The following is a 23,218-nucleotide window of genomic DNA, read 5'->3' on the forward strand; positions in this document are numbered from 1 at the left end:
TGGACCGTCCGCGCCCTCAACCGCAAGGCCGGGGGAGCGGCGAAGCGCGAACCTCGCTTTCACTGGCTCCAGGGCGACGCGATGAATGCCGCCGATGTCCGCCGCGCCGCCCAGGATGCCAAGCTGATCGTCCACGCGGTCAATCCGCCCGGCTACAAGGATTGGGAAAAGCTGGTCCTGCCGATGCTAGACAACACGATCGCAGCGGCCCGCGCCGTCGGCGCCCGCATCCTGCTGCCCGGCACGGTCTATAATTACGGGCAAGATGCCTTTCCTGAGATCACCGAGGAGAGCCCGCAGAACCCAGTAACGCGCAAGGGCGCGATCCGGGTCGAGCTGGAACGCCGGCTGGAGGTTGCGTCGAGCGAGGGTGTGCCGGTGCTGATCATGCGGGCTGGTGATTATTTCGGCCCCGGTGCAGCAAACAGCTGGTTCGCCCAAGGCCTGGTGAAACCCGGCAAGCCGGTGACCTCGGTCAGCCGGCCGAATGCCCAGGGCATCGGGCATCAATGGGCCTATTTGCCGGATGTCGCCGAAACCATGCTGCGGCTGATCGACCGGGAGGGTGAACTACCGCGTTTCGCGCGTTTCCAGATGCGCGGCTTCTGGGACCGGGATGGGCGCGAGATGATCGCGGCGATCGGCCGGGTCGTCGGGCATCCGATTAAGGTGAGGGCGTTCCCGTGGTGGTTGTTGAAGCTCGGCTCGCCCTTCGTGCCGATCTTCCGCGAGCTGGGCGAGATGCGCTACCTCTGGAAGGTGCCGGTGCGGATGAGCAATGACAAACTGCGGGCTTTCCTCGGCGAGGAGCCTTCGACGCCGATCGACGAGGCCGTTCGGACGACGCTTGTCGATCTCGGCTGTATCGAGCCCAAGCCGACCAAGGCTGCAAGGCCGATGGCGCTTTTAGCCTGATCGGTATTCTCAAAAGGAAAGGGCCGCCCGCGGGCGCGGCCCCTTCTCTGTTTTGATCAGGCGACCGCTTCGAGCACCGGGTAGTCGGTATAGCCCTTGGCGCCGCCGCCGTAGAAGGTGGACTTGTCTGCCTCGTTGAGCGGCGCATTATCCTTGAGACGCTGGACGAGATCCGGGTTGGCGAGGAAGAGCTTGCCGAAGGCGACCGCGTCCGCATAACCGCTTTCGACGGCCTTGGAGGCGCTTTCGCCGTCATAACCGTTGTTGACCAGCCAGCCGCCCTTGCCGCCAGCCTTGCGGTAGATATCCTTGAGTTCCTGGTAATCGAAGGGCTTGTCGCCCTGGAAAAAGGCGCGGTCGCCGCCGGTCGCGCCTTCGATCAGGTGGATGAAGGAGAGGCCGCGCGGACCGAGCTGCTCGACGACATAGTTGAAGACGGCCTGCGGATCAGGATCGCTGACGCCATTGGCCGGTGTCACCGGCGACAGGCGGATGCCGACGCGACCGGCGCCGATTTCCTTGGTGACCGCGTCGACGACTTCGAGCAGGAAGCGGGCGCGGTTCTCGATCGAGCCGCCGTATTCGTCCGTGCGCTGGTTGGCGCCCGACCTCAGGAACTGGTCGATCAGGTAGCCGTTGGCGCCGTGGATTTCGATGCCGTCGAAGCCGGCGTCGATCGCGGCGCGGGCGCCCTTGGCGAAATCAGCGACGATGCCGGCGATTTCCGCATGTTCCAGCGCGCGGGGAGCGGAGGTATCGACAAAGGCGCCGTTGCCATCCGGATTAATGATGTAGGTCTTGCCGCCGGCGGGAATGGCCGAAGGTGCAACTGGAGCGCCGCCGTTCGGCTGCAGGGAGGTGTGCGAGACACGGCCGACATGCCAGATCTGGGTGACGATCTTGCCGCCCCTGCGGTGGACGGCATCGGTCACCTTCTTCCAGCCTTCGATCGCCTGCGGCAGATAAAGGCCCGGCACGTCCGCATAACCCTGGCCCTGCTGGCTGACCGGAGTGCCTTCGGTGACGATCAGGCCCGCGCTGGCGCGTTGTTCGTAATAGGTGACGTTGAGGTTGTTGGGGATCGCTTTCGGCGAACGGTTGCGCGTCAGGGGAGCCATGACGACGCGATTGGCGAGTTCGATATCGCCGAACCTGGTCGGATCAAAAATGCTTGTCATCGGAAATTCCTTATGCGGTTGGGAGGAGGGGCGGAGGGATCAGAGGGTCGATCTGAGATCGTCGAGGAAGGCCGCGATGGTTTTTTCGTCGCGGTGGTAGAATGCCCATTGGCCGACCCGGTCGATTTTCACCAGGCGAGCTTTCTCGAGCGTCGAAAGATGCGCCGAGACCGTAGATTGGGAGAGGCCGCAGCGTTTTTCGAATTGGCTGGCGCAGATGCCCATTTCGAGCGGATGCGCCTGATCGCAAAAATGACGTTCCGGCTCCTTCATCCATTCCAGGAATTCGACCCGGGTCGGATGCGCCAGCGCTTTCAGAATTTCCGTCTTGTCCATCGTCAGGATCCAACATCGGAGTTCCCCGATATATAGATCGTCTTGAGCCGATTTAAAGGAAGCAATTTGCGGAGAAGCGAAGGATTGTAAAAAAAATGGGCCGCCGGATCGCTCCGAGGCCCAATAATTGTGAAGGTCAAAACCTCCAGAGGGGAACAGCCAGCACAAACAACCAGGAGGTCGTCATAGCGCGCCGGCTCAACTCAATATGGGGAGCCGAGTTTCGCTCGACAAGGGTGCGGATGGGATATTGAACAGAAGTTTTTGGCAAGGATGGTTATGAGTAACCAGCGGGATGAGCCAATTCAGGATTTTGGGCAAAAAAAAAGGGCCACTGGATCGCTCCAGGGCCCTATAAGTGTGAAGGTCAAAAAAAACCTCCAGAGGGGAACAGCTGCTGCGGCGGAACTGGGAGGAAAAGCCGCCATATGCATCAGCTATGTGCGATATGGTGGTTTTTTGTGCAGTGAACAATAGCCTTTTGTGCAGGCCAGCCATGCGCAAGCTGCAATGCTTTTATTTCACGCGCTCAATGGTTACATATCAGGCGGCCGCAGAAGCGTGAAACTCTCTGGATTTTAGGGATTTTTTCGCCGAACGCAGCCCACGCGCGAGCCTCAGAAATTCCAGTTGCGAGCCTTGCCGACCACGAAGTCGCGGAAGACTTTCAGCTTCGCGGCGTTCTTCATTTCATCCGGATAGCAGAAATAGGTATCGAAGGACGGGATGTCGGCATTGATCGCCAGCTGAATAAGGCCTGGGTCGCGGCCGACGATATAATCCGGCAGGCAGGCGATTCCTATCCCCAACAGGCAGGCGCGCTTGATCGACGTCTGGCTGTTGATCTGCAGGTGCGGGGTGCGGGTATTGTCCGACGACCGGCCGGCATATTCCAGCCAGTTGACGTCGAGCAGGTAGTTCGGCGCCGGTTCTCCGAAGGTGATGATCCGATGGTGGTCGAGATCCTCGACCGATTGCGGCTCGCCGTAACGGTTGATGTAGGAAGGGGCTGCATAGACGTGCATATGCACGGTGAAGAGCTTTCGCTGGATCAGGTCGGACTGCACCGGCTGGCGAAGCCGGATGGCGCAATCCGCATGGCGCATGTTGACGTCCACCTCCTCGTTGTCGAGGATCAACTGGATCGACATTTCCGGATAGAGCTGCAGGAATTCCTGCACCTTGTCGGTGAGCCAGCCCTGGCCGAGACCGACGGTCGTTGTCACGCGCAGCTTGCCGGACGGCTTTTCCGTCGTCTCGGTGAGCTGCATCTTCACGGTTTCGAGCTTCAGCAGCACGTCGTGGGCGGTGCGGTAGAGCAGTTCGCCCTGCTCGGTGAGAATCAGGCCGCGCGCATGGCGGTGGAAGAGCTTTACGCCGACATCCTGTTCCAGCGCACTGACCTGACGGCTGATCGCCGACTGGGAAAGATGCAGCTTGTCGGCCGCATGGGTGAAGGACCCTGCCTCCGCCGCCGCGTGGAAAATGCGCAGTTTATCCCAGTCGAGCGGCACACCCATCGTTCAACGTCACTCCGCGGCTATGGCGACCGGCTGGATGCCGGAGAGGTAGCGTTCGGCCTCGAGCGCTGCCATGCAGCCCATGCCGGCGGCGGTGATCGCCTGGCGGAAAGTGTCGTCCGTCACGTCGCCGGCGGCAAATACGCCGGGCACGTCGGTGGCGGTCGAATCGGGAGCCGTCCAGAGATAGCCGTTCGGCTTCATCTTCAATTTGCCCTTGAAGAGTTCGGTCGCCGGCGCATGGCCGATCGCCACGAAGACGCCGTGGATCGGGAAGTCCGTGACGGCACCCGTCTGGGTATTGCGCAGCTTGACGCCCTCGACGGAGGGCGGCATCGGCGCCTTGGCTGGCTTGCCGGTGATTTCGGCGATTTCGGTGTTCCACAGCACGTTGACATTGGCCCGCTGGGACAGGCGTTCGGTCAGAATCTTTTCCGAACGGAAACTGTCGCGGCGATGCACCACGGTCACCGACTTGGCGATATTCGACAGGTAAAGCGCTTCCTCGACGGCGGAATTGCCGCCGCCGACCACGATCACATCCTTGTTGCGATAGAAGAAGCCGTCGCAGGTGGCGCAAGCGGAGACGCCGAAACCCTGGAACTGCTGTTCGGTTTCAATGCCGAGCCATTTTGCCTTGGCGCCGGTCGAGATGATGATCGTCTCGGCGGTCCAGACCTGGCCGGAATCGGTGCGCACCGTGAATGGGCGATGGTTTAGCTCGACTTCGGTGACGAGGTCGTTGACGATCTCGGCGCCCACATGGGTCGCCTGCTTCAGCATCTGCTCCATCAGCCAGGGACCTTGGATCGGATCGCCGAAACCGGGATAGTTTTCGACATCCGTGGTGATCATCAGCTGGCCGCCCTGTTCCATGCCGGCGATCAGAACCGGTTTCAGCATGGCGCGCGCTGCATAGATGGCGGCCGTATAGCCAGCCGGGCCGGAGCCGATGATCAGGACCTCGGTATGACGGGAGGACATGGATTATTTCCTTTCAAAGACCGGTCGACGTTTCTTTGCCCCTCATATAGGTGGTCGATGTCCGGTCTGCCGCTGTAGAAGCGCCATGTAAGATCGATCCATGCAGCAATGCAAGGGCAGCCTTGCACTAACAACAGATCAGTTGGCATGGAACACGAATGCCAGGCGCCTCGAGACATATTCTTGCGTAAAATTCGTCTTGCGATAAAAGCACTGCAGAACGAAGGGGACTTCTGTGCTTCGCGCCGATCTTGATGCCATCGACATAAAAATCCTGCGGGAATTGCAACGCGACGGGCGTATGACCAATGTCGAGCTCGCCGAGCGCGTCGGCATTTCCGCGCCGCCCTGCCTGCGCCGCGTGCGCAAGCTCGAGGAAGCGGGTATCATCGAAGGCTATCACGCGCTTCTCAACGCACCGAAACTGGGCGTGGATCTCGTTGCCTTCTGCATGGTCGGGCTGAAACGGCAGTCGGACGCGGACTTGAAGGCCTTCGCCGCGAAGGTGCAGCAATGGCCGATGGTGCGCGAGGCCTGGATGGTCAATGGCGACAGCGATTTTCTGCTGCGCTGCGCGGCCCAGAACCTCACCGTCTTCCAGGACTTCGTCATCGAGGTACTGACCGCCGACCAGCATGTCGACACGGTGCGCACCATGCTGACCATTCGGCAGGTGAAGCATCTGGGCCTGGTCGAAATCTGAGGCGCACCGGCACGGCGAATCGCTTCGTCACTCGCCCCCGGCTGGCCGAAACCGCTTCTTGTGGATGAAGGCAATCAGCTTGTCTTCCATCAAGCGCCGCTGTTTGGCGAACGCGTAGAACCATTTTCGCTTGTTGGTTTTCCTGGCGCGCCCTGAGCTTGCCAGGATTTCGCTTGCGGCATCCGTCGTGGTGACGGGCGAGGGCCAGAAGGAATAACCGTGGCCGGTGCGGGTCAGCCAGTGGCGGAAATAATTGTCAACTGGGGCGAACATCTTTTTATGCTCTTCGATGAAGAGCCGGGCGCCTTCGCGCGACCAGACGATCGCGCTCGTCGTCATCGGGAAGTAATGGGCGGCCACCAGTTCGCAGTCGTGTCCGCCGATGCCGTAACGGGCGAGCGGTGTGGCGATCTTCAGCTTGTTGTTGCCAATATTGATCAGCCGCCAGTCGGGATCGACCTTTTCAAGATCCGGCAGGGCCGCTTCGAGCAGTTCGACTGGGTTGCACAGCGGCAGCGCATCGTCTTCCAGCACCAGCGCATAACGGGCGTCCGATTTCAGGAAATGTTCGGCAACCTTCAGGTGGCTGCGGTAGCAGCCGATCTCGCCGCCGACGAGGGTGCGGCCCATATAGCTCTCAGCGCGTTCCGCGTCATAATCCGGGATCGTCGCCAGATCGAACTTGCGGCCGTCGACGGCGGAGATCCGCTCGAAGGCGATGCCGAAGGTTGAAAGACGGTCGCTGATGGTCTGCAGGCGGTCATTGCTGCCATCCAGATTGATGACATAGGTCTCAAGCGATTGCATTTTTCCCTTTTCCGCCAAGGAGGCGCAGCGGCTTTTGGGTCCGCCACTTCCGCTTCCGTCGCCGGTAGACTTGTGATGATGTAACGATGTGGTCGAAACTGTTCAGACGTTGCTATATCGCGGCCGTCTCGTTTTTGGAACAGCGGCGCGTTTATGCCTGATAACATCGTCGACTTGCGGGCTGAAGTCCTTCGGCAGCGCATACGCAGCAGGCCCAACATTTCAGGGACAACCATTCGCCTACCCCTTGCGCAGGTTTTTCAACCGTAACATATAGGCGGCGCTGCCTATAGATGCTGGTTTCCGGTACAAAGCGGCGGAAAACGGACAGGCGAGGCGACATCGATGCGGGTTCACCAGTATATTTTCGGCAAGGACGGCGGGGCGGAGAAGTTCTTCGTGCATCTGGTCGGCGCGCTTGCGCGGCGTGGCGTAGAGCAGACAGCCGTAATGCGCTGGAACCGCCGCTGGAAGCCGGATGTCGAGGCCCACGCCCGCGTCATCGAAAGCAATTTCCGCAACCTCTCCATCGACCGCATCCTGCTGCCGATGAAGGTGCTCTCCATGGCAAAGCGGGACAAGGCCGACGCAATCATTTCCTGGTCCACCCGCGGTGCTCGCCTGATGCCGGATTATAAGGGCGGTATCAAGCTCTCCCGTCTCGGCGACTACCCCACCCATCTCGGCTATTTCAAGAACTCCGACATTCTCGTCTGCAATACGCCGGGCATTGCCGACCATGTGCGCAACAATCTCGGCTGGACCCGCGGTGTCGAGGTGATCTCGAACTTCACCGACACGTCGGTCGTGGCGCCGGTCGCGAGATCGGTTGCCGATACGCCGGACGGCGTGCCGCTGATCATGACGATGGGCCGTTTCGTCAAGCGCAAGCGTTTCCACCTGCTGATCGAGGCGATGACGGCGGTGCCGGACGCCTATCTGTGGATCGCCGGCGACGGCGAGGAGCGGGAAGCGCTGGAAGCTGTCATGCGCGAGCACAAGATGGAGAACCGGGTGCGGTTCCTCGGCTGGCACAAGGATACGCGGCCGTATCTTGCTGCCGCCGACATCTTCATCATGCCATCCAGCCATGAGCCGCTCGGCAACGTCATTTTCGAGGCATGGGCGCAGAGCAAGCCGGTGATTTCGTCGCGCTCGGAAGGGCCTTCCTGGTTCGTGCGCGACGGCGAAAACGGCCTGCTCGTCGATATCGATGACGTTGCCGGGTATTCGCGCGCCATCAACCAGGTGATCGCCGATCCGCAGCTGGCTGCGAGCCTTGGCGAACAGGGCAGGGCGACGCTGGTCGGGCAGTTTTCGGAAGAGGCTGTGGCGAACGCCTATATCGAGCTTTTCAAGCGGAAGCCGTGATCCGGTAGATATTGCCGAGCAGCTTTGCTTCGCCCTCGATGCTGAAATTTTCAAGCGCGTGGGCGCGGGAGCGGATCGAGGCAGCCTTGCGGCGGTGCTCGTCGTCCATGAGGGCGGCGGCCGCTTCGGCCATCGCATCGATGCTGTCGCGGGCGATGATCAGGCCGGTTTCTTCCTCGCCGATCACCAGCAGTTCCGGGAAGGCGCCGACATCGGTGGCGATCACCGGCACCGCGGTCGCCATGGCTTCCAGTGGCGTCAGCCCGAAACCTTCCCAGCGCTGCGGCGCGATGAAGAGGTCGAGGGCGCGATACCATTCGTTGATATCGGTATGCTCGCCGACAAACAGGATGCGGTCGGCAAGGCCGGCGGCGGCGACCTTCTTTTTCAGCCCATCCTCGAAATCCGCATGCGGGCCGGTGGCGCGGCCGGCGACGATCGCCGACCAGTCCTTGCGCTCGGCAAGCACCTTGATCATCGAATCGACGAAAAGATCGGTGCCCTTCTGGCGGCGCACGCGGCCGAAACAGCCGACAATCTTCTGTGCGGGATCGAGACCGCGGGCGCGCTTGGCCTCGGCCTTGTCCGATGGTGGTGAGAAGCGGTTGGTGTCGATGCCGTGCAGCACGACGGTGTTCCTGACCGTCAGATAATCGGCCGTCTTGCCGCTGGTGGCGATCACGCCGTCCATTTTCGAGACCAGCCATTTCGTCCAGCCGGTATGGCGGCGCTGCGAGGCTGAGGTGAAGACGATCTTCATCGGCATGCGCAACACGTCGCGCATGAAAATTGCCGGCAGCATCTCGATATTACGGCGTGCATGCCAGATCCGGCACCGCCTGCCGCGCGGCGGCGACCAGAGGCGGAAGAGGTCGCGGTAGCGGATATGCGGCAGATCAGCGGGCAGGCCGGGGCCAAGCGCTGCGACCTTCTGGCCAAGCGATCTCTGGACGGGGACGAGCTGGATGATTGTCGACGTGACGCCGGAGAGGCGCCGCTTGAAATTCGGCGCGATGACTTCGACGTCACGGATATCGATGATGGCGGGATCGCCGTTTTTGCCCACGGGCGTATCAGCCCCAGGAAATGGCGAGGATGGCGTAGGCCTTGGAGCCGCCGGGAGCGACCACTTCGATGGAATCACCCTTTTCCTTGCCGATCAGCGCGCGCGCAATCGGCGAAGAGATGGAGATGCGGCCGGCCTTCACGTCGGCTTCCTGGTCGCCGACGATCTGGTAGATCTTTTCCTCGTCGGTGTCCTCGTCGACCAGCTTGACGGTGGCGCCGAACTTGATCTTCGAACCGGACATTTTCGACAGGTCGATGACTTCCGCACGCGCGGTCAGGTCTTCAAGCTCGGTGACGCGGCCTTCGTTATGGCTCTGGGCCTCCTTGGCGGCATGGTATTCTGCATTTTCCGAAAGGTCGCCATGGGCGCGCGCTTCCGCGATTGCCTCGATGATACGGGGGCGCTCCTCCTGCTGACGCCAGCGCAGCTCCTCCTGCAGCTTGGAAAAGCCACTCTGCGTCATCGGTACCTTTTCAACCATTTCCTTGTCCTTCAGGCGTATGCCCGCGGATGCCGCGGACACAAAAAGAAACAGGTTCCGGAGCGAAACTTCGGAACCATCGTAAAATCAGAATGTAGGTCACTATAACAGGATTTCGACAGCGAGCGCTAGGAATTTCGAAACCTTGTCCGTGTGCCCCTACCTCGGCATGTGGGTACAAGCGGCACCATTTGTCAATGACTTGACGGGCGAAAAAGGAACATTTGGCGAACGTTCCAATGAAGAAGTCGCTGAAAGAACGAAGGTCTTTTCCTTTCCTCTGGCATCGTCCGCTCTTCCGACCACACGATGGAGGAGATGGTTCGGATCTTCGTTACGGTGCATCCGTCCTATCTGCTGCACATTCCCGACGAGGGCAGGAAGGCGGAGGAGCTTGCCCGATTCAGGCAGGACATGAGCCGGATCAAGCGCTTGGCGGCGTGAACGGAGAGACTGATGCAGGCGGGAATTCTGTGCAATCGAGGCTTGGACCAGTGCGGGTGTTTTTGGAAATATTAAATTAAAGGTTGTGTCTTTTGTGGATGTTGTTCTAACTTAACTGCGATGTGAGGGGCGGTTCCGGGGGCGACAATGACCAGCACATATATAATTTCTGCGAGAAAGCGTGAGGGCACCAACTTCACCGAAGAGCCAGGGCCGATAAGGTTTCTCAAGGTTCCGAGCGGCGTCAATCATTACGATGCCAGTCATGTCATTTCCAGCAGCAAGGATTGGGTCTCCGAAGTACAGGGGCTTGCGGATGGAGACGAGAATCCAAATTCGATTGGCCCGAGTGGCGACGTGCTCATATTCATTCATGGCTATAACAACGCCATTCCCAATGTGATCGAGCGCGTCAGGCAGCTAAAGGAAGATATGAAGGCTGAAGGTTGGCACGGTGAAATCGTCGCGTTCGACTGGCCTAGCGACAATCAGACACTGAACTATCTTGAGGACCGATGGGATGGTGCGGCCGTCGCTGCCGAGCTTGTCACCAAGGGCATCCTTTTGCTCAGCCAGGCACAGAAGGCCGGCTGTCAGACTAACGTGCACCTGATAGCCCATTCCGCAGGGTGCTATGTCACCCTTGAGGCTTTTGCGCAGGCCGAGAAGAAAGGTGAGCTCTTCAAGAGCGATTGGCGCATGGGTCAGGTAGCTTTTATCGCGGGTGACGTCTCCAGCGATAGTCTTGCTCTGTCAAGCGATTGGAGCCAGCCCATGTTTAGGCGGATCATGCGCTTTACTAATTATTCCAATCCGTTTGATTCAGTGCTCGCTGTCTCCAATGCGAAGAGGCTCGGCGTTGCTCCGCGCGCGGGGCGTGTTGGCTTGCCGGCCGTCGTCAATTCGAAAGCGGTGGACGTCGATTGTGGTGATTATTTCGAGGGTGTCGATCCGAAGTCGCAGCCGAGTCTCGGCTCCTGGACGCATTCCTGGCATATTGGCAATCGGCTGTTTGCCCGAGACCTCTCCATGACACTAGAAGGTGCAATTGACCGCCAGGCCATTCCAACCCGGAAAATGAAAAATGGCCGCTTGACCCTTCAAGAGGGAACACGGCCAAAGTTCCAGGGCGACTGGCATATCAAGGACGATGCGAAGACGGCGTCCGCTCGCATCGCCTGATATGGCTCAGAAATAGCTCTGCAGCGGCCGGACTTCCAGATTGCCGGCTTTCAGCGCCTTGATCGCGAGTGCCGCGGCTTCGGCGCCGGCCATGGTGGTGTAGTAAGGCACCTTCTGCATCAGCGTCGCGCGGCGCAGCGATTTGGAATCCGAGATCGCCTTGTTGCCGTCCGTGGTGTTGATGACAAGCTGGACCTGGCGGTTGCGGATCGCGTCCTCGATATGGGGACGGCCTTCGAGCACCTTGTTGATGCGGGTGGAGGCAATGCCCTGTTCGGCAAGGAAGCGGGCGGTGCCGCCGGTTGCCAGCACCTTGAAGCCGATGTCGGTCAGGATGCGGATCGCCGGGAGCACGCGGGCCTTGTCCTCGTCGCGCACGGAGACGAAGACCGTGCCGTCGCGCGGCAGTTCGACGCTGGCGCCGAGCTGCGACTTGGCGAAGGCCAGCGCGAAATCCGTGTCGAGGCCGATGACTTCGCCGGTCGAGCGCATTTCCGGGCCAAGCAGCGTATCGACGCCGGGGAAGCGGGCGAACGGGAAGACGGCTTCCTTGACGGCGATGTGCTTCAGCGCGCGCGGATCAGGCTTGGTGCCATAGGCCGCGAAGGTCGCGTCGAGCTTTTCGCCGGCCATGACGCGGGCAGCAATCTTGGCGATCGGCGCGCCGATGGTCTTGGCGACGAAGGGCACGGTGCGCGAGGCGCGCGGGTTGACTTCGAGAACGTAGACCGTGCCATCCTTGATGGCGAACTGGACGTTCATCAGGCCGACGACATGCAGCGCCTTGGCCATGGCCTTCGCCTGGCGTTCCAGCTCGTCGATCATCTCGTTGGAAAGCGTGCGCGGCGGCAGCGAGCAGGCGCTATCACCCGAATGGATGCCGGCTTCCTCGATATGCTCCATGATGCCGGCGACATAAACGTCGGTGCCGTCGCAGACACAATCGACGTCGACTTCGATGGCGTTGCTCAGATAGCTGTCGAACAGAAGCGGGTTCTTGCCGAGCAGGGTGTTGATCTGGCCGGTCTTGTCGTTCGGATAACGCTGCTTGATGTCTTCCGGTACCAGGCCCGGCACGGTGTCGAGCAGGTAGGTCTGCAGCATCGATTCCGAATGGATGATCTGCATGGCGCGGCCGCCGAGAACGTAGGACGGGCGAACGACCAGCGGGAAGCCGATTTCAGAGGCGACCAGGCGGGCCTGTTCGACGGAATAGGCGATGCCGTTGTTCGGCTGGTTCAAATCGAGCTTCATCAGAAGCTTCTGGAAACGGTCGCGGTCTTCGGCAAGGTCGATCATGTCGGGCGCGGTGCCTAGGATCGGGATGCCGTTCTTTTCAAGCGCCTCGGCGAGCTTCAGCGGCGTCTGTCCGCCGAACTGGACGATGACGCCGACCACTTCGCCCTTTTCCTGCTCGGCGCGCAGGATTTCGATCACGTCTTCGGCCGTCAGCGGCTCGAAATAGAGGCGGTCGGACGTGTCGTAGTCGGTCGACACGGTTTCCGGGTTGCAGTTGATCATGATCGCTTCGTAACCGGCATCCTTCAGCGCGAAGGCGGCGTGGCAGCAGCAATAATCGAACTCGATGCCCTGGCCGATGCGGTTCGGACCACCGCCGAGGATGACGACCTTCTTGGCAGTCGACACTTCTGCTTCCGAGCGCAGCTCGCCGACGAAAGGCGTCTCGTAGGTCGAGTACATGTAGGCGGTCGGCGAGGCGAATTCGGCGGCGCAGGTGTCGATGCGCTTGAAGACGGGGCGGACATTCAGGCTGTTGCGCAGTTCCGCCACTTCCTTCGGCCGCTTTTTGGTAAGGCTTGCGAGGCGAGCATCGGAGAAGCCCATCGCCTTCAGCATGCGCAGGTTCTCGGCATCCTCCGGCAAGCCGTGTTCGCGGACGCGGGCTTCCATGTCGGTAATGCCCTTGAGCTGGGCGATGAACCACGGATCGATCTTGCAGGCCTCATGGACTTCGCCTTCGGTGAGGCCGAGGCGCAGCGCCTGGGCAACCATACGCAGCCGGTCCGGGGTCGGCGTACCGATTGCGGCGCGGATGGCGTTCCTGGAGTTCTCACCGTCCTCGAAGCCGGGGATTTCGATCTCGTCGAGGCCGGTCAGGCCGGTTTCCAGGCCGCGCAGCGCCTTCTGCAGCGATTCGGCGAATGTGCGGCCGATCGCCATGACTTCGCCGACCGACTTCATCGCGGTGGTCAGGACCGGCGAGGCGCCCGGGAACTTTTCGAAGGCAAAACGAGGGATCTTGGTGACGACGTAGTCGATCGACGGTTCGAACGAGGCAGGGGTGGCGCCGCCGGTGATGTCGTTGTCGAGTTCGTCGAGCGTGTAGCCGATCGCGAGCTTGGCGGCGACCTTGGCGATCGGAAAGCCGGTGGCCTTCGAAGCCAGAGCGGACGAGCGCGAGACGCGCGGGTTCATTTCGATGACGACGAGGCGGCCGTCCTTCGGGTTGACGGCGAACTGCACGTTCGAGCCGCCGGTCTCGACGCCGATCTCTCGCAGAACCGCGATCGAGGCGTTGCGCATCATCTGGTATTCCTTGTCGGTCAGCGTCAGCGCCGGCGCGACGGTGATCGAATCGCCCGTGTGGACGCCCATCGGGTCGATGTTCTCGATCGAGCAGATGATGATGCAGTTGTCCGCCTTGTCGCGGATCACCTCCATCTCGTATTCCTTCCAGCCGAGCACCGACTCTTCGATCAGCACTTCGGTGGTCGGCGAAGCGTCGAGGCCGCCGCCGACGATCTCGAAAAATTCCGAGCGGTTATAGGCGATGCCGCCGCCGGTGCCGCCCATGGTGAAGGAGGGACGGATGATGGCGGGCAAGCCGACCACGTCGATCGCCTGGGCGGCGATCGCCATGGCGTGGCTGATATAACGCTGCTTGCGGTCGGTCTCGCCGAGGTTCCACTGGTTTTCGAGCTCGTCGAGTGCCGTGTCGAGTTCGGCACCCGTCAGGCTTTCCTTGACCCGATTGCGCTCGATCTCATGGGTCTTGCGGTCGGCATCCTTGATGTCGGTGGCATTGGCCAGCATCGACTTCGGGGTTTCGAGCCCGATGCGCGACATCGCCTCGCGGAACAGGGCGCGGTCCTCGGCCATGTCGATGGCGGCTGGCTTGGCGCCGATCATCTCGACATTGTAGCGGTCGAGCACGCCCATCCGCTTCAGGGAGAGCGCGGTATTCAGCGCGGTCTGGCCGCCCATGGTTGGCAGCAGCGCGTCCGGGCGTTCCTTGGCAATGATCTTGGCGACAACTTCCGGGGTGATCGGTTCGACATAGGTCGCGTCGGCAAGGCCCGGATCGGTCATGATCGTCGCCGGATTGGAATTGACCAGAATGACCCGGTAACCTTCCTCCTTCAGCGCCTTGCAGGCCTGGGTGCCGGAATAGTCGAACTCGCATGCCTGGCCGATGACGATCGGACCCGCGCCGATAATGAGGATCGATTTCAAATCTTGGCGCTTTGGCATGGGGCATCTTTCCGCTTTTTGCCTGCGCAGAAAACCGGCACGGCGTGGAATACCACCGGTCGGGTCGCGCGAGCATGTCTTTTCAGGCTAGACGCGGCTTATAGGCAAATGTTCTAGCGAACGGAACCCCATAAATCGCCAAATCGACAGAAATCGAGGTCCGGTCTTGAGGTGTTCAGATAGCGAAACCTTAATCAGATTTGCATAGTGTCAAGAAATCGGGGGCCTCCTATCGAGACGTGAACAGATGCAGCAGCGCGTGGCATGCACAGAGCAGGCGGTGCGATTTTTGATATGTGTCGCCCGCGAATGCCGGGTTCGCCTGCGCAAGGATGCGCTGCTTTACGCACTTATCGGCTTCTATTCGCTCGGAGGCCTGATATTCCTCGGCCTTACCAGCACGACGGAGATGATTTCCTATCAATTTTACTTCGATCAATGGCCAGCAGTGTTTGCTGTTTTTCTGCCGCTGATGGCGGTCATCATCGATCTGTCCATGCTGATACTGCGTTTCGACAGGCGGCGGCTGCTTGCCTATCGCCGCGTTTTTTCCGCCCGGCGTGTCGCCTCTCTGGTCTCCGGCGTGCTGTTGATGATGGGCCTGATGGTTTTCCAGGGCACGTTCACCTCGATCAAAAACGCCTTGCCGACGCTGGAAGGTGGTTTCCGTTACGACAAGATACAGGCGGATATCGACGCCTGGATATATTTCGGCTTGGATCCATGGCGGCTGCTGCATGCGGTGGCCGGTTACGACGTGGTTCTTGCCATCGTCGAATTCAATTACAGCGTGGCGTGGTTCATCATCTGCTTCGGCGCGCTCTTCTTCGTCCTGACGTCACCAGCCGCCGATGGTATTCGCCAACGTTACATGCTGCTTTTTCTGTTTGTCTGGGTCATCTGCGGCAATGTGCTTGCGGGTATGTTCCTGTCGGCTGGTCCGGCCTTTTACGGTGCCGTGACCGGCGACCACGCCCGGTTTGCTGCGCTGACGGCGTTTCTTGCTTCGAGCCAGTGGGCGAATTCCGCGGCGCATTACCAGTCCTATCTCTGGAGCCTCTACGAACAGGGCACCCCTGGTTTGGCAAGCGGTATTTCCGCCTTTCCGAGTGTCCATGTCGGCCTGATCACCCTCAATGCCTACTTTATGGCCGAACGTTCCCGCAGCCTCGGCATCCTAGGCTTTACCTATGTAGGCTTTGTCCAACTGAGCTCCGTCTATCTCGGCTGGCACTATGCCATCGACGGATATGTCTCGTTCATGATCGTGACGCTGGCCTATTTCTTCGCATCGGTGTTCTGGCGAGCGCCTTTCGTGTTCATCCGGCGTTCGGACGCAGCCGCAGCGTCATAGCCAAGGGGTGGTAATCTAGCCGAACCGCGACCGCACGGCGTCCATATAAGTGCGGCTCACGGGGATTTCCGTGCCGTCCTTCATGATCAGCACGAGCTTGCCGCCGTCGCGTCTCAGTGTTTCGACATGGGCATCCGCCACCCAGTGTGAGCGGTGCACCTGCAGGCCGGGTGCGAGCCCAAGTTCCTTCAGAGCGTCGGCAAAACGCAGGAGGATCAGTTCGTGGCCGCGGCTGGTGACCACGTCGGTATAGTGGTCTTCGACGGAAAGCCGCAGGAGCGCGCCGCGGTTCTGGGGTTTCAAACGAGCGAGGATTTCGGGTTCCGATGCGGAGGAGACCGCCGGCGCCGGGACAAGCGCGGGCGGGGCGGAAGCCTCGGCGATCTGCCGGTGCATCGCCGTATAGGTCAGAAGACAGAAGAGGGCGCAGAGCGGCAGCGCGAACAGCGCCCGGTGAAAACCATCGCCCATCTCGGTCCAGTGGCCGACGAACGCGAAATCGATGGCGCCGAGTGCAAAGCCGATCGGCAGGGCTGCAATCAGCGAACCGATCATCATGCGGGCGAGCGTATGGTTGACGCGGTCGCGCAACAGGATTTCCGCCATGATCGACAGACAGATGGCGATCGTCCAGGTAACGGCATGGACGATCAGCCAGTAACCGAACCGGACGCCGAACGTCATCCGCTCCAGCGTGCCGTAGGGGCCGGTGACGACGAAGATCAGGATGACGAGCGTAAAGGTCGTCCAGAAGCGCCAGGAGCGGGTGAAGATCTGCAATTCACGAAGCGTGGAGCTCAAAAACGGGTGATTCACGAAGTTTGTCCGTCGTTTGCGCCATTCCGATTGAGGGCAAGCCAGTCATGGCGGAAACAGGCGATCAATTCAATCGCCTCCCGTTCTCGCTGATTTCGACAGGGACCTCCCATGAACCTTCAACCGCTTCTTGACGCCCCGCTTGCCGTGCAGGTCCATGTCGCGGCCGTTCTGCCGGCATCGGTGCTCGGCGCCTATATCCTTCTCAATCGCAAGGGCACGCCGGTCCACCGTCTGCTCGGCAAGATCTGGATGGCGCTGATGGTCGTCACCTCGCTCTCCAGCTTCTTTATCCACGAGATCAATCTCGTCTACGGTTTCAGCCCCATCCATCTCCTGTCGGTCTTCGTGCTGGTCGGGGCGTGGCGGTCGATCAGCGCGGCGCGCGCTCATAATATAAGGGCGCACAAGGCGGCCGTTATCGGCATGTATTTCGGCGGCATCGTCATCGCCGGCCTGTTCACGCTGATCCCGGGCCGGATCATGAACACCGTGGTGTTTTCCGGCGGACCGAGCTGGATTTTGCTTCTGACGCTCATCGCGATCGCCGGGATGCTTCTTCTTCAGCAGAGGCTGGCGTCGCGGCGAATTTAGGAGCTTGTATCAAGAATTTCCTCGAAGCGTACCGTTCGGCGCCTTCCTGTCATGGACAGGCCCGGCTTGCGGGATTAGAGCTGCAACCAAGACACTTGCAGCAACGGCCATCCGCGATGACGACCGCTTGCGCGGAGGAAATTCAATGGCCGATGCAACATCCAAACCCATTTCCGCAACTGCCGCCGAAGTGACGATCCTGCCGATCATTCTGGCGGTCAGCTTCTGCCATATGATCAACGACATCATGCAGTCGATGATCTCAGCGATCTATCCGATGCTGAAGACGGATTATGCGCTCGATTTCTGGCAGATCGGCATATTGACGCTCGCCTTCCAGTGCACGGCCTCGCTGCTACAGCCGGTGATCGGCATCATCACCGACAAGAAGCCGTTCCCCTATTCGCTGCCGGTCGGCATGGGTTCGACCTTCATCGGCCTGTTCATGCTGGCGAACGCGCATTCCTATGGGGTGCTGGTGATCTCCGCCTCGCTGATCGGCATCGGCTCGGCCGTCTTCCATCCGGAATCCTCGCGTGTGGCGCGGCTCGCTTCCGGCGGCCGTTACGGGATGGCGCAGTCGGTCTTCCAGGTCGGCGGCAATTTCGGCCAGTCGATCGGCCCGCTGCTCGCAGCCTTCATCATCGTGCCGAACGGTCAGGGCAGCGTTGCCTGGTTCTCGGGAATCGCGCTGCTCGGCATTGTCGTCCTGTCGTGGGTGGCGCGCTGGTACAAGGCGCATATGCTCGCCAACCAGGGCCGCAAGCGGGTGCTGAAGGCCCATAACCTTTCAAAGCGGACGGTGACCATCTCGCTCATCGTGCTGACCATCCTGACCTTCTCCAAGAACGCATACATGGCGTCGATCAGCAGTTATTATACATTCTTCGTCATCGAGCGCTTCCAGGTGACGGTGCAGCAGTCGCAGATCATGCTGTTCATCTTCCTCGGCGCCGTCGCGCTCGGCACGGTCATCGGCGGGCTGGTCGGCGACAAGTTCGGCTCCAAGGTGGTGATCTGGTTCTCGATCCTCGGCGTGCTGCCGTTCACGCTCGCTATGCCGTTTGCCAACCTGCCGGTGACGATCGCGCTTTCGGCGATCATCGGTTTTATCATGGCATCGTCCTTCCCGGCGATCGTGGTGATGGCGCAGGAACTGGTGCCGGGCCGGGTGGGGATGATCGCCGGCATCTTTTTCGGGATCGCCTTCGGGATCGGCGGCATCGCCGCGGCGGTGCTCGGCATCTTTGCCGACCGTTACGGCATCACCTTCGTCTACAATGTCTGCGCCTTCCTGCCGGTATTCGGATTACTGACGGTTTTCCTGCCGGGCAAAAAGGCGCTGCGGGTCGCCTGAAGACGAATCTTCGGCTATGTGATGCGGGGACGGATCGCTTTTGCGGCCGCCAGCGTTATATCGGCCAGGATTCGGTCGAACAGGAGAGCACGACATGGAATGGAGAGGGCGCCGGCAATCGGACAATGTCGAGGACCAGCGCGGCGCTTCCATGGACGGCAGTCCGCTTGGTCGCGGCGGCCTGCGCATCCCGATCGGTGGCGGTGGCCGCCGTGGCGGAGGGCTCGGCATCGGCGGGATCATCGTCATCCTGATCATCTGCTGGATTACCGGCATCAACCCGCTCTCGCTGCTGTCAGGCGAGCTCGGCATGGACGGTTCGGGTTTCGAACAGCAGCAGACGACCGGCAACCGCACGCCGGCCAATGACGACACGACAGCGTTCGTGCGCACCGTGCTGGCGGAGACGGAAGATACCTGGAACGGCATTTTCCAGGCCAACGGTCAGCAGTATCAGGAGCCGACATTGGTGTTGTTTTCCGGCAAGGTGAACTCGGCTTGCGGATTTGCGTCTTCCGCGACAGGACCCTTCTATTGCCCCGGCGACCACAAGCTTTATCTCGACACCAATTTCTTCAGGGAGCTGGAACAGCGTTTCGATGCTGCGGGCGACTTTGCAGAGGCCTATGTGATCGCCCATGAGGTCGGCCACCACGTGCAGAACCTTCTCGGCATCCTGCCGAAATTCAACCAGGCCCGCCAGCGGATGAGCGAGGCCGATGCCAACCGCATGTCGGTGCGCGTCGAGCTGCAGGCCGACTGCTTTGCCGGCGTCTGGGGCAAGTTCACCCAGCAGAAGGGCATTCTCGATACCGGCGACCTCGAAGAGGCGCTGAACGCCGCCCAGCAGATCGGCGACGACACGCTGCAGAAGCGCAGCCAGGGCTATGTCGTGCCGGAAAGTTTCAACCACGGCACTTCGGCGCAGCGCGCGCGCTGGTTCAAGCGCGGGTTCGATACGGGCGACATGAAGGCCTGCGATACGTTCTCGGGGAATGTTTAGCTTCCAGACCTGTAGGAGAGGGCGGGGCCAGATCGCCCCCCTCTGCCCTGCCGGGCATCTCCCCCTCAAGTGGGGAGATCACAAGAGGCACGATCCCCGCATCCAAATAAGCACTGTTAAGGATGTGAAGTTCAATGTGGGGCGGTGAGCTGGCCGCAGCCAATCTCCCCCCTTGAGGGGGAGATGCCCGGCAGGGCAGAGGGGGGTGAACGGTACCCCAAGAGCCAAATCACTTATACATCCCCTCGCGCAGGTTGATGCCGTATTCCACATAGGCCTTCAAGGCGCAGAGCATCTGCGACCAGCCCTGGCAGTTGCCGTAGGAGGCTTCGAGCCCGCCCTTCGTTTCACGCCAGCCTTCCTCGGCGATCGTCACTAGCGTGCGGCTGTCTTCCAGCGGTTCGAAGGTCATGGTGACAGTCGTCTTGTAGTTGGCGGGGACCACATTTTCCGGTCCCTGTTCGGCTGCATTGCCCTCCGTCGCGTCCCAGCGCAGCACGATCTTGCTGTTCTTCTCCACTTCGACGACTTCAACGGGAAAGGCACCCGGGAAATCATGAAAATCCCAGGTGACCGTCGTGCCGGTCTCCAGCCGCCCCTTAGCTCCGCCAGTGGTGAAATAACCCGAAAGCTTTTTGGGATCGGCGACGGCCTCGAACACTTCCTCGACCGGTTTTGAAATCCGGCCGGATACCTTGAATTTCAGTTCCATGATCTTTCTCCCTTGTTTCTCCTCACATTATGTTATAAAAATATAACATGTCAAGCAGTGAAAAGAATGACCGTATTTTCAAGGCTCTAGCGGCTCCGGTTCGCAGGGAGATTCTGGACGAGTTGAAAGATCGGCCGCAGACGACGGGCGATCTCTGCGCCCGGTTTCCGAAGCTCGACCGCTGCACCGTCATGCAGCATCTGAAAGTTCTGGAGGGTGCCGACCTGGTGCTGGTGAAGCGCGAGGGCCGGGAGCGCTGGAACCATCTGAACCCGCTGCCGATCAAGGCGATCCACGACCGCTGGATCGGCGCCTTTGCGGCGCATGCCGTGGATATGCTCGACCGGATGAAGCGGGATCTGGAAGACTAGCGGATCAGCAGTGCGGTGTCGTAAAGCCCGAGCGCGAAAACCGTGTGGGCGGCGAAATTGAGAAAGCGGACCTTGTTCGGCCTCGGCGTCTTCGAGGCGGCCCAGCCGAGGCCAAGGCCGGGCTGCATCAGAAACCAGCCGGCGCCGATGGTGACGATGCCGAAGATCCAGGCGGGAATGAAGGTGGGCGCGGCGAACCAATTTTGTCCCATGATCAGGGCAAGGAGCACGCCGTAGAGAATGCCGATGGCATAATGGCCGGCCCAGCCGAGAGCCAGTTCATGTTCGTAGGGTTCGGCCGCCGCGATGCTGTCGTGAAACACCTTTCCGCGCTGCAGGTGCCAGAACCAGCGCCCGGCAGGCGCCCAGTTGGCCTTGGGCTGGCTGAAGACCCTGTTCAGCACGATCGCCCAGAGGTCCATCAGGATGGTGGCGCCGAGCCCGATGAGAATGCCGCGCCAGAGAAGTTCGATCATGAGAGGCCGCCGGAGAGAGGGAAGTTCAATTCCAATCTCTATGAGGTCCGGTTTGGGCTGTCGAGATCCTCCGGGCTCCGAGACTAGGGAAACATCTTGTCGGCGGTGGCTGTCGCGAGCGTCTTGCCGCCGGCGTCCAGAGCATTCACCGTGAAGCGGTATTTGTGCTGGCCGGAGGGAGGGCAGGGGCCGGTATAGCTGAAGGCGCCGTAGGCGAGTGATTTCTGGCCGGAATAGTCCACCTTGCCGCCGCCGTGGTTATACTCCGGCGCGTTCATATCCTTCATGCGGATATCGAGCGCCTTGGTGCCGGCCGGCACGCCCGACAGCGAGATCGGCGGCGATTTCGAATCGAAACATTTTTTTGTCGGTCCCCAGTCGAAGGAGACCTTCATATCCGCCATCGCGGCGGTACACGATGCCAGGAGAAATGCGATCACCATCAATCCGCGCATGACAATCCCCAATCGATCACGGTCGAAGCAACAGGAGGTAGACTAGGCTTTCGCGTGCATCTGTCAACGGAGGTCGCGCATAAATGGTGGATGGCCGGGCTGAGGAATTAACGTTCTGGAAGCAGAGGAGCGCCGGGTTGCATGACCATGCGTTGCGGTTGTGCCTTTCATCAAAAACTTTGAAATGTTCACGTATTGTTTCGGTTTTCCTTTACCGCTATGTAGGCAGCCCGGCGAATTGATCGTCTTTCAAGAAAACACCATTGCTAGAGAGACATTTAATGCTCGACCCGAAATTTGTCCGCCGAGGCCTTTTCCTCGTCTTCATGATCCTGTTCCTGGATATCATCGGGATCGCAATCATCATGCCGGTGCTGCCGACCTTCCTGCGCGAGCTGACCGGCGACGACATGAGTGCGGCGGCCGTCGACGGCGGCTGGCTGCTGCTTATCTATTCCGGCATGCAGTTTCTGTTTGCGCCGCTGCTTGGCAATCTCAGCGACCGTTTCGGCCGTCGGCCAATCCTGCTCGCCTCGGTCCTCACCTTCGCTCTCGACAACCTGATCTGCGCGGCCGCCACCAGTTTCTGGATGCTGTTCGTCGGTCGTGTGCTGGCCGGCATTTCCGGCGGCAGTTTTGCCACCTGCTCGGCCTATATTGCCGATATCAGCAATGAGAAAAATCGCGCCAAGAACTTTGGCCTGATCGGGATCGCCTTCGGCGTCGGTTTCACTGTCGGGCCGGTGATCGGAGGGCTGCTCGGCGAACTCGGGCCGCGTGTGCCGTTCCTTGGCGCCGGGCTCTTGTCGCTTGCCAATTTCGTCGCCTCCTGGTTCCTGCTGCCGGAGACGCTCGACAAGGCGAACCGCCGCAAGTTCGAGTTGAAGCGCGCCAATCCGCTCGGTGCGCTGCGCCAGATGCGCCACTATCCGGGCATCGGCTGGATCATGCTGGTGATGTTCCTCTATTGGTTGGCACACGCGGTCTATCCGTCCGTCTGGTCCTTTGTGTCCACCTACCGTTACGGCTGGAGCGAGGGGCAGATCGGCCTGTCGCTCGGTCTGTTCGGTATCTGCGCCGCGTTTGTCATGGGCTTCATCCTGCCGAAATTGGTACCTGTGCTCGGCGAATGGAAGACTGCGGTGCTCGGGCTTTGTTTCTGCTGCCTCGGCCTTACCGGTTATGCCTTCGCGTGGCAGGGGTGGATGGTCTATGCCGTCATCCTTGTGACGACGATCGAGAACGTCGCCGATCCGGCGCTGCGCAGCATTGCTTCGGCCAAGGTGCCGCCGTCGGCCCAAGGGGAGCTGCAGGGCGCGATGACGAGCCTCACCAGCCTGACGACGATCGTCGGTCCGGCGATCTTCACGCAGCTGTTCAGCGCGTTCACGGGGGAGCATGCGAAAATGGAGTTCGCGGGTGCGCCATACATGATGGCGGCGATTTTCATGGCTTGTGCCATTTTGGTGTTCCTGAGCCGGATTTCACGGAAAACACAGGTGGTTGGGCGCGAAACCGAGCTCACGCATCAGATTTCTTGAAGAAACGTCCAAAAATACTGCTGGATCGCCTGTAAGTGTTGCTGCACGGATGATGCT

23 protein-coding genes are annotated in these 23,218 nt (G+C 60.4%); 11 read left to right on the top strand and 12 right to left on the bottom strand.

What is annotated here, in order from left to right:
- A partial coding sequence (locus MOV61_RS14840; protein ID WP_247137112.1) for an NAD-dependent epimerase/dehydratase family protein occupies nucleotides 1–915 on the top strand: 915 nt, incomplete at its 5' end.
- Between the two features lie 56 nt (nucleotides 916–971).
- Here MOV61_RS14840 and MOV61_RS14845 read toward each other — a convergent pair.
- The 4 genes from MOV61_RS14845 to trxB form a co-directional block, all read right to left on the bottom strand.
- On the bottom strand, nucleotides 972–2,093 hold the full coding sequence (locus MOV61_RS14845) for an alkene reductase (RefSeq protein WP_247137113.1): 1,122 nt from the start codon (nucleotides 2,091–2,093) through the stop codon (nucleotides 972–974).
- A gap of 39 nt (nucleotides 2,094–2,132) precedes the next feature.
- Nucleotides 2,133–2,429 (bottom strand): helix-turn-helix transcriptional regulator, encoded by a 297-nt coding sequence (locus tag MOV61_RS14850; protein ID WP_038588257.1) that lies wholly within the window; start codon nucleotides 2,427–2,429, stop codon nucleotides 2,133–2,135.
- A 617-nt stretch (nucleotides 2,430–3,046) separates the two neighbouring features.
- Nucleotides 3,047–3,943 carry a LysR family transcriptional regulator VtlR gene (locus MOV61_RS14855; protein ID WP_038549439.1) on the bottom strand — a complete coding sequence of 299 codons (897 nt, stop codon included), beginning with the start codon at nucleotides 3,941–3,943 and terminating at the stop codon, nucleotides 3,047–3,049.
- 15 nt (nucleotides 3,944–3,958) lie between these two features.
- Nucleotides 3,959–4,933, bottom strand: a complete 975-nt coding sequence (gene trxB, locus MOV61_RS14860; RefSeq protein ID WP_247137114.1) for a thioredoxin-disulfide reductase — start codon at nucleotides 4,931–4,933, stop codon at nucleotides 3,959–3,961.
- A gap of 235 nt (nucleotides 4,934–5,168) precedes the next feature.
- Here trxB and MOV61_RS14865 point away from each other — a divergent pair, with 235 nt between their 5' ends.
- Nucleotides 5,169–5,636 (top strand): Lrp/AsnC family transcriptional regulator, encoded by a 468-nt coding sequence (locus MOV61_RS14865; RefSeq protein ID WP_038544156.1) that lies wholly within the window; start codon nucleotides 5,169–5,171, stop codon nucleotides 5,634–5,636.
- Nucleotides 5,637–5,663: 27 nt separating this feature from the next.
- On the opposite strand, the gene MOV61_RS14870 is transcribed toward MOV61_RS14865, so the two are convergent.
- Nucleotides 5,664–6,443, bottom strand: coding sequence for a glycosyltransferase family 25 protein (locus MOV61_RS14870; RefSeq protein ID WP_247137115.1), 780 nt, complete (start codon nucleotides 6,441–6,443; stop codon nucleotides 5,664–5,666).
- 345 nt (nucleotides 6,444–6,788) lie between these two features.
- On the opposite strand from MOV61_RS14870, the gene MOV61_RS14875 reads away from it, so the two are divergent.
- Entirely contained in the window at nucleotides 6,789–7,814 is a 1,026-nt protein-coding gene (locus MOV61_RS14875) for a glycosyltransferase (protein WP_247137116.1), read from the top strand.
- Here the strand turns inward: MOV61_RS14875 and MOV61_RS14880 are convergent.
- Together MOV61_RS14880 and greA are read right to left on the bottom strand one after the other, a co-directional pair.
- Nucleotides 7,798–8,856 carry a glycosyltransferase family 4 protein gene (locus MOV61_RS14880; RefSeq protein WP_247137134.1) on the bottom strand — a complete coding sequence of 353 codons (1,059 nt, stop codon included), beginning with the start codon at nucleotides 8,854–8,856 and terminating at the stop codon, nucleotides 7,798–7,800. The two genes, MOV61_RS14875 and MOV61_RS14880, sit on opposite strands and share 17 nt — an antisense overlap.
- A gap of 31 nt (nucleotides 8,857–8,887) precedes the next feature.
- Nucleotides 8,888–9,364, bottom strand: a complete 477-nt coding sequence (gene greA / locus MOV61_RS14885) for a transcription elongation factor GreA (RefSeq protein ID WP_038544152.1) — start codon at nucleotides 9,362–9,364, stop codon at nucleotides 8,888–8,890.
- A 318-nt stretch (nucleotides 9,365–9,682) separates the two neighbouring features.
- Between greA and MOV61_RS30340 the strand changes: the two genes are divergently transcribed.
- A complete protein-coding gene (locus tag MOV61_RS30340; protein WP_258718898.1) occupies nucleotides 9,683–9,808 on the top strand; it encodes a hypothetical protein in 126 nt (41 codons plus the stop codon).
- Nucleotides 9,809–9,955: 147 nt separating this feature from the next.
- On the top strand, nucleotides 9,956–10,990 hold the full coding sequence (locus MOV61_RS14890; protein WP_247137117.1) for an alpha/beta hydrolase: 1,035 nt from the start codon (nucleotides 9,956–9,958) through the stop codon (nucleotides 10,988–10,990).
- A gap of 6 nt (nucleotides 10,991–10,996) precedes the next feature.
- Here the strand turns inward: MOV61_RS14890 and carB are convergent, their stop codons facing one another.
- A complete protein-coding gene (carB, locus tag MOV61_RS14895; RefSeq protein ID WP_247137118.1) occupies nucleotides 10,997–14,482 on the bottom strand; it encodes a carbamoyl-phosphate synthase large subunit in 3,486 nt (1,161 codons plus the stop codon).
- Between the two features lie 280 nt (nucleotides 14,483–14,762).
- Between carB and MOV61_RS14900 the strand changes: the two genes are divergently transcribed.
- Nucleotides 14,763–15,836 carry a phosphatase PAP2 family protein gene (locus MOV61_RS14900; protein ID WP_247137119.1) on the top strand — a complete coding sequence of 358 codons (1,074 nt, stop codon included), beginning with the start codon at nucleotides 14,763–14,765 and terminating at the stop codon, nucleotides 15,834–15,836.
- 15 nt (nucleotides 15,837–15,851) lie between these two features.
- Here MOV61_RS14900 and MOV61_RS14905 read toward each other — a convergent pair whose 3' ends face one another.
- Nucleotides 15,852–16,652, bottom strand: coding sequence for a LytTR family DNA-binding domain-containing protein (locus MOV61_RS14905; protein WP_247137120.1), 801 nt, complete (start codon nucleotides 16,650–16,652; stop codon nucleotides 15,852–15,854).
- A 111-nt stretch (nucleotides 16,653–16,763) separates the two neighbouring features.
- On the opposite strand from MOV61_RS14905, the gene MOV61_RS14910 reads away from it, so the two are divergent.
- The 3 genes from MOV61_RS14910 to MOV61_RS14920 all read left to right on the top strand — a co-directional run bounded on the left by MOV61_RS14910 (nucleotide 16,764) and on the right by MOV61_RS14920 (nucleotide 19,606).
- Nucleotides 16,764–17,246, top strand: a complete 483-nt coding sequence (locus tag MOV61_RS14910; RefSeq protein ID WP_247137121.1) for a DUF2306 domain-containing protein — start codon at nucleotides 16,764–16,766, stop codon at nucleotides 17,244–17,246.
- A 145-nt stretch (nucleotides 17,247–17,391) separates the two neighbouring features.
- Nucleotides 17,392–18,603 (top strand): MFS transporter, encoded by a 1,212-nt coding sequence (locus MOV61_RS14915; RefSeq protein WP_247137122.1) that lies wholly within the window; start codon nucleotides 17,392–17,394, stop codon nucleotides 18,601–18,603.
- A gap of 94 nt (nucleotides 18,604–18,697) precedes the next feature.
- Nucleotides 18,698–19,606: a neutral zinc metallopeptidase gene (locus MOV61_RS14920; RefSeq protein WP_247137123.1), complete on the top strand. Its 909-nt coding sequence runs from the start codon at nucleotides 18,698–18,700 to the stop codon at nucleotides 19,604–19,606.
- Between the two features lie 229 nt (nucleotides 19,607–19,835).
- Here MOV61_RS14920 and MOV61_RS14925 read toward each other — a convergent pair whose 3' ends face one another.
- Nucleotides 19,836–20,318, bottom strand: a complete 483-nt coding sequence (locus MOV61_RS14925) for an SRPBCC family protein (RefSeq protein WP_247137124.1) — start codon at nucleotides 20,316–20,318, stop codon at nucleotides 19,836–19,838.
- A gap of 47 nt (nucleotides 20,319–20,365) precedes the next feature.
- Here MOV61_RS14925 and MOV61_RS14930 point away from each other — a divergent pair, with 47 nt between their 5' ends.
- Nucleotides 20,366–20,689: a helix-turn-helix transcriptional regulator gene (locus tag MOV61_RS14930; protein ID WP_247137125.1), complete on the top strand. Its 324-nt coding sequence runs from the start codon at nucleotides 20,366–20,368 to the stop codon at nucleotides 20,687–20,689.
- On the opposite strand, the gene MOV61_RS14935 is transcribed toward MOV61_RS14930, so the two are convergent.
- Nucleotides 20,686–21,165: a DUF2938 domain-containing protein gene (locus MOV61_RS14935; RefSeq protein WP_247137126.1), complete on the bottom strand. Its 480-nt coding sequence runs from the start codon at nucleotides 21,163–21,165 to the stop codon at nucleotides 20,686–20,688. The two genes, MOV61_RS14930 and MOV61_RS14935, sit on opposite strands and share 4 nt — an antisense overlap.
- A gap of 83 nt (nucleotides 21,166–21,248) precedes the next feature.
- The gene (locus MOV61_RS14940) at nucleotides 21,249–21,620 is read right to left on the bottom strand and encodes a phospholipid-binding protein (protein WP_247137127.1); all 372 of its coding nucleotides are present in this window, start codon (nucleotides 21,618–21,620) and stop codon (nucleotides 21,249–21,251) included.
- A gap of 281 nt (nucleotides 21,621–21,901) precedes the next feature.
- Here MOV61_RS14940 and MOV61_RS14945 point away from each other — a divergent pair, with 281 nt between their 5' ends.
- Nucleotides 21,902–23,161, top strand: a complete 1,260-nt coding sequence (locus tag MOV61_RS14945) for a TCR/Tet family MFS transporter (RefSeq protein WP_247137128.1) — start codon at nucleotides 21,902–21,904, stop codon at nucleotides 23,159–23,161.
- The last annotated feature ends 57 nt before the right edge of the window (nucleotides 23,162–23,218 follow it).

The sequence above is a fragment of the Neorhizobium sp. BETTINA12A genome (assembly GCF_023006485.1).
In the GTDB taxonomy this organism is placed as follows: Bacteria; Pseudomonadota; Alphaproteobacteria; order Rhizobiales; family Rhizobiaceae; genus Neorhizobium.

What these genes read in the sequence shown, in the direction of transcription:
- MOV61_RS14845 (WP_247137113.1), bottom strand. Translation starts at nt 2,093, where the DNA reads ATGACAAGCATTTTTGATCCGACCAGGTTCGGCGATATCGAACTCGCC.
- MOV61_RS14850 (WP_038588257.1), bottom strand. Translation starts at nt 2,429, where the DNA reads ATGGACAAGACGGAAATTCTGAAAGCGCTGGCGCATCCGACCCGGGTC.
- trxB (WP_247137114.1), bottom strand. Translation starts at nt 4,933, where the DNA reads ATGTCCTCCCGTCATACCGAGGTCCTGATCATCGGCTCCGGCCCGGCT.
- MOV61_RS14870 (WP_247137115.1), bottom strand. Translation starts at nt 6,443, where the DNA reads ATGCAATCGCTTGAGACCTATGTCATCAATCTGGATGGCAGCAATGAC.
- MOV61_RS14875 (WP_247137116.1), top strand. Translation starts at nt 6,789, where the DNA reads ATGCGGGTTCACCAGTATATTTTCGGCAAGGACGGCGGGGCGGAGAAG.
- greA (WP_038544152.1), bottom strand. Translation starts at nt 9,364, where the DNA reads ATGGTTGAAAAGGTACCGATGACGCAGAGTGGCTTTTCCAAGCTGCAG.
- MOV61_RS30340 (WP_258718898.1), top strand. Translation starts at nt 9,683, where the DNA reads ATGGTTCGGATCTTCGTTACGGTGCATCCGTCCTATCTGCTGCACATT.
- MOV61_RS14890 (WP_247137117.1), top strand. Translation starts at nt 9,956, where the DNA reads ATGACCAGCACATATATAATTTCTGCGAGAAAGCGTGAGGGCACCAAC.
- carB (WP_247137118.1), bottom strand. Translation starts at nt 14,482, where the DNA reads ATGCCAAAGCGCCAAGATTTGAAATCGATCCTCATTATCGGCGCGGGT.
- MOV61_RS14910 (WP_247137121.1), top strand. Translation starts at nt 16,764, where the DNA reads ATGAACCTTCAACCGCTTCTTGACGCCCCGCTTGCCGTGCAGGTCCAT.
- MOV61_RS14915 (WP_247137122.1), top strand. Translation starts at nt 17,392, where the DNA reads ATGGCCGATGCAACATCCAAACCCATTTCCGCAACTGCCGCCGAAGTG.
- MOV61_RS14920 (WP_247137123.1), top strand. Translation starts at nt 18,698, where the DNA reads ATGGAATGGAGAGGGCGCCGGCAATCGGACAATGTCGAGGACCAGCGC.
- MOV61_RS14925 (WP_247137124.1), bottom strand. Translation starts at nt 20,318, where the DNA reads ATGGAACTGAAATTCAAGGTATCCGGCCGGATTTCAAAACCGGTCGAG.
- MOV61_RS14930 (WP_247137125.1), top strand. Translation starts at nt 20,366, where the DNA reads ATGTCAAGCAGTGAAAAGAATGACCGTATTTTCAAGGCTCTAGCGGCT.
- MOV61_RS14935 (WP_247137126.1), bottom strand. Translation starts at nt 21,165, where the DNA reads ATGATCGAACTTCTCTGGCGCGGCATTCTCATCGGGCTCGGCGCCACC.
- MOV61_RS14940 (WP_247137127.1), bottom strand. Translation starts at nt 21,620, where the DNA reads ATGCGCGGATTGATGGTGATCGCATTTCTCCTGGCATCGTGTACCGCC.
- MOV61_RS14945 (WP_247137128.1), top strand. Translation starts at nt 21,902, where the DNA reads ATGCTCGACCCGAAATTTGTCCGCCGAGGCCTTTTCCTCGTCTTCATG.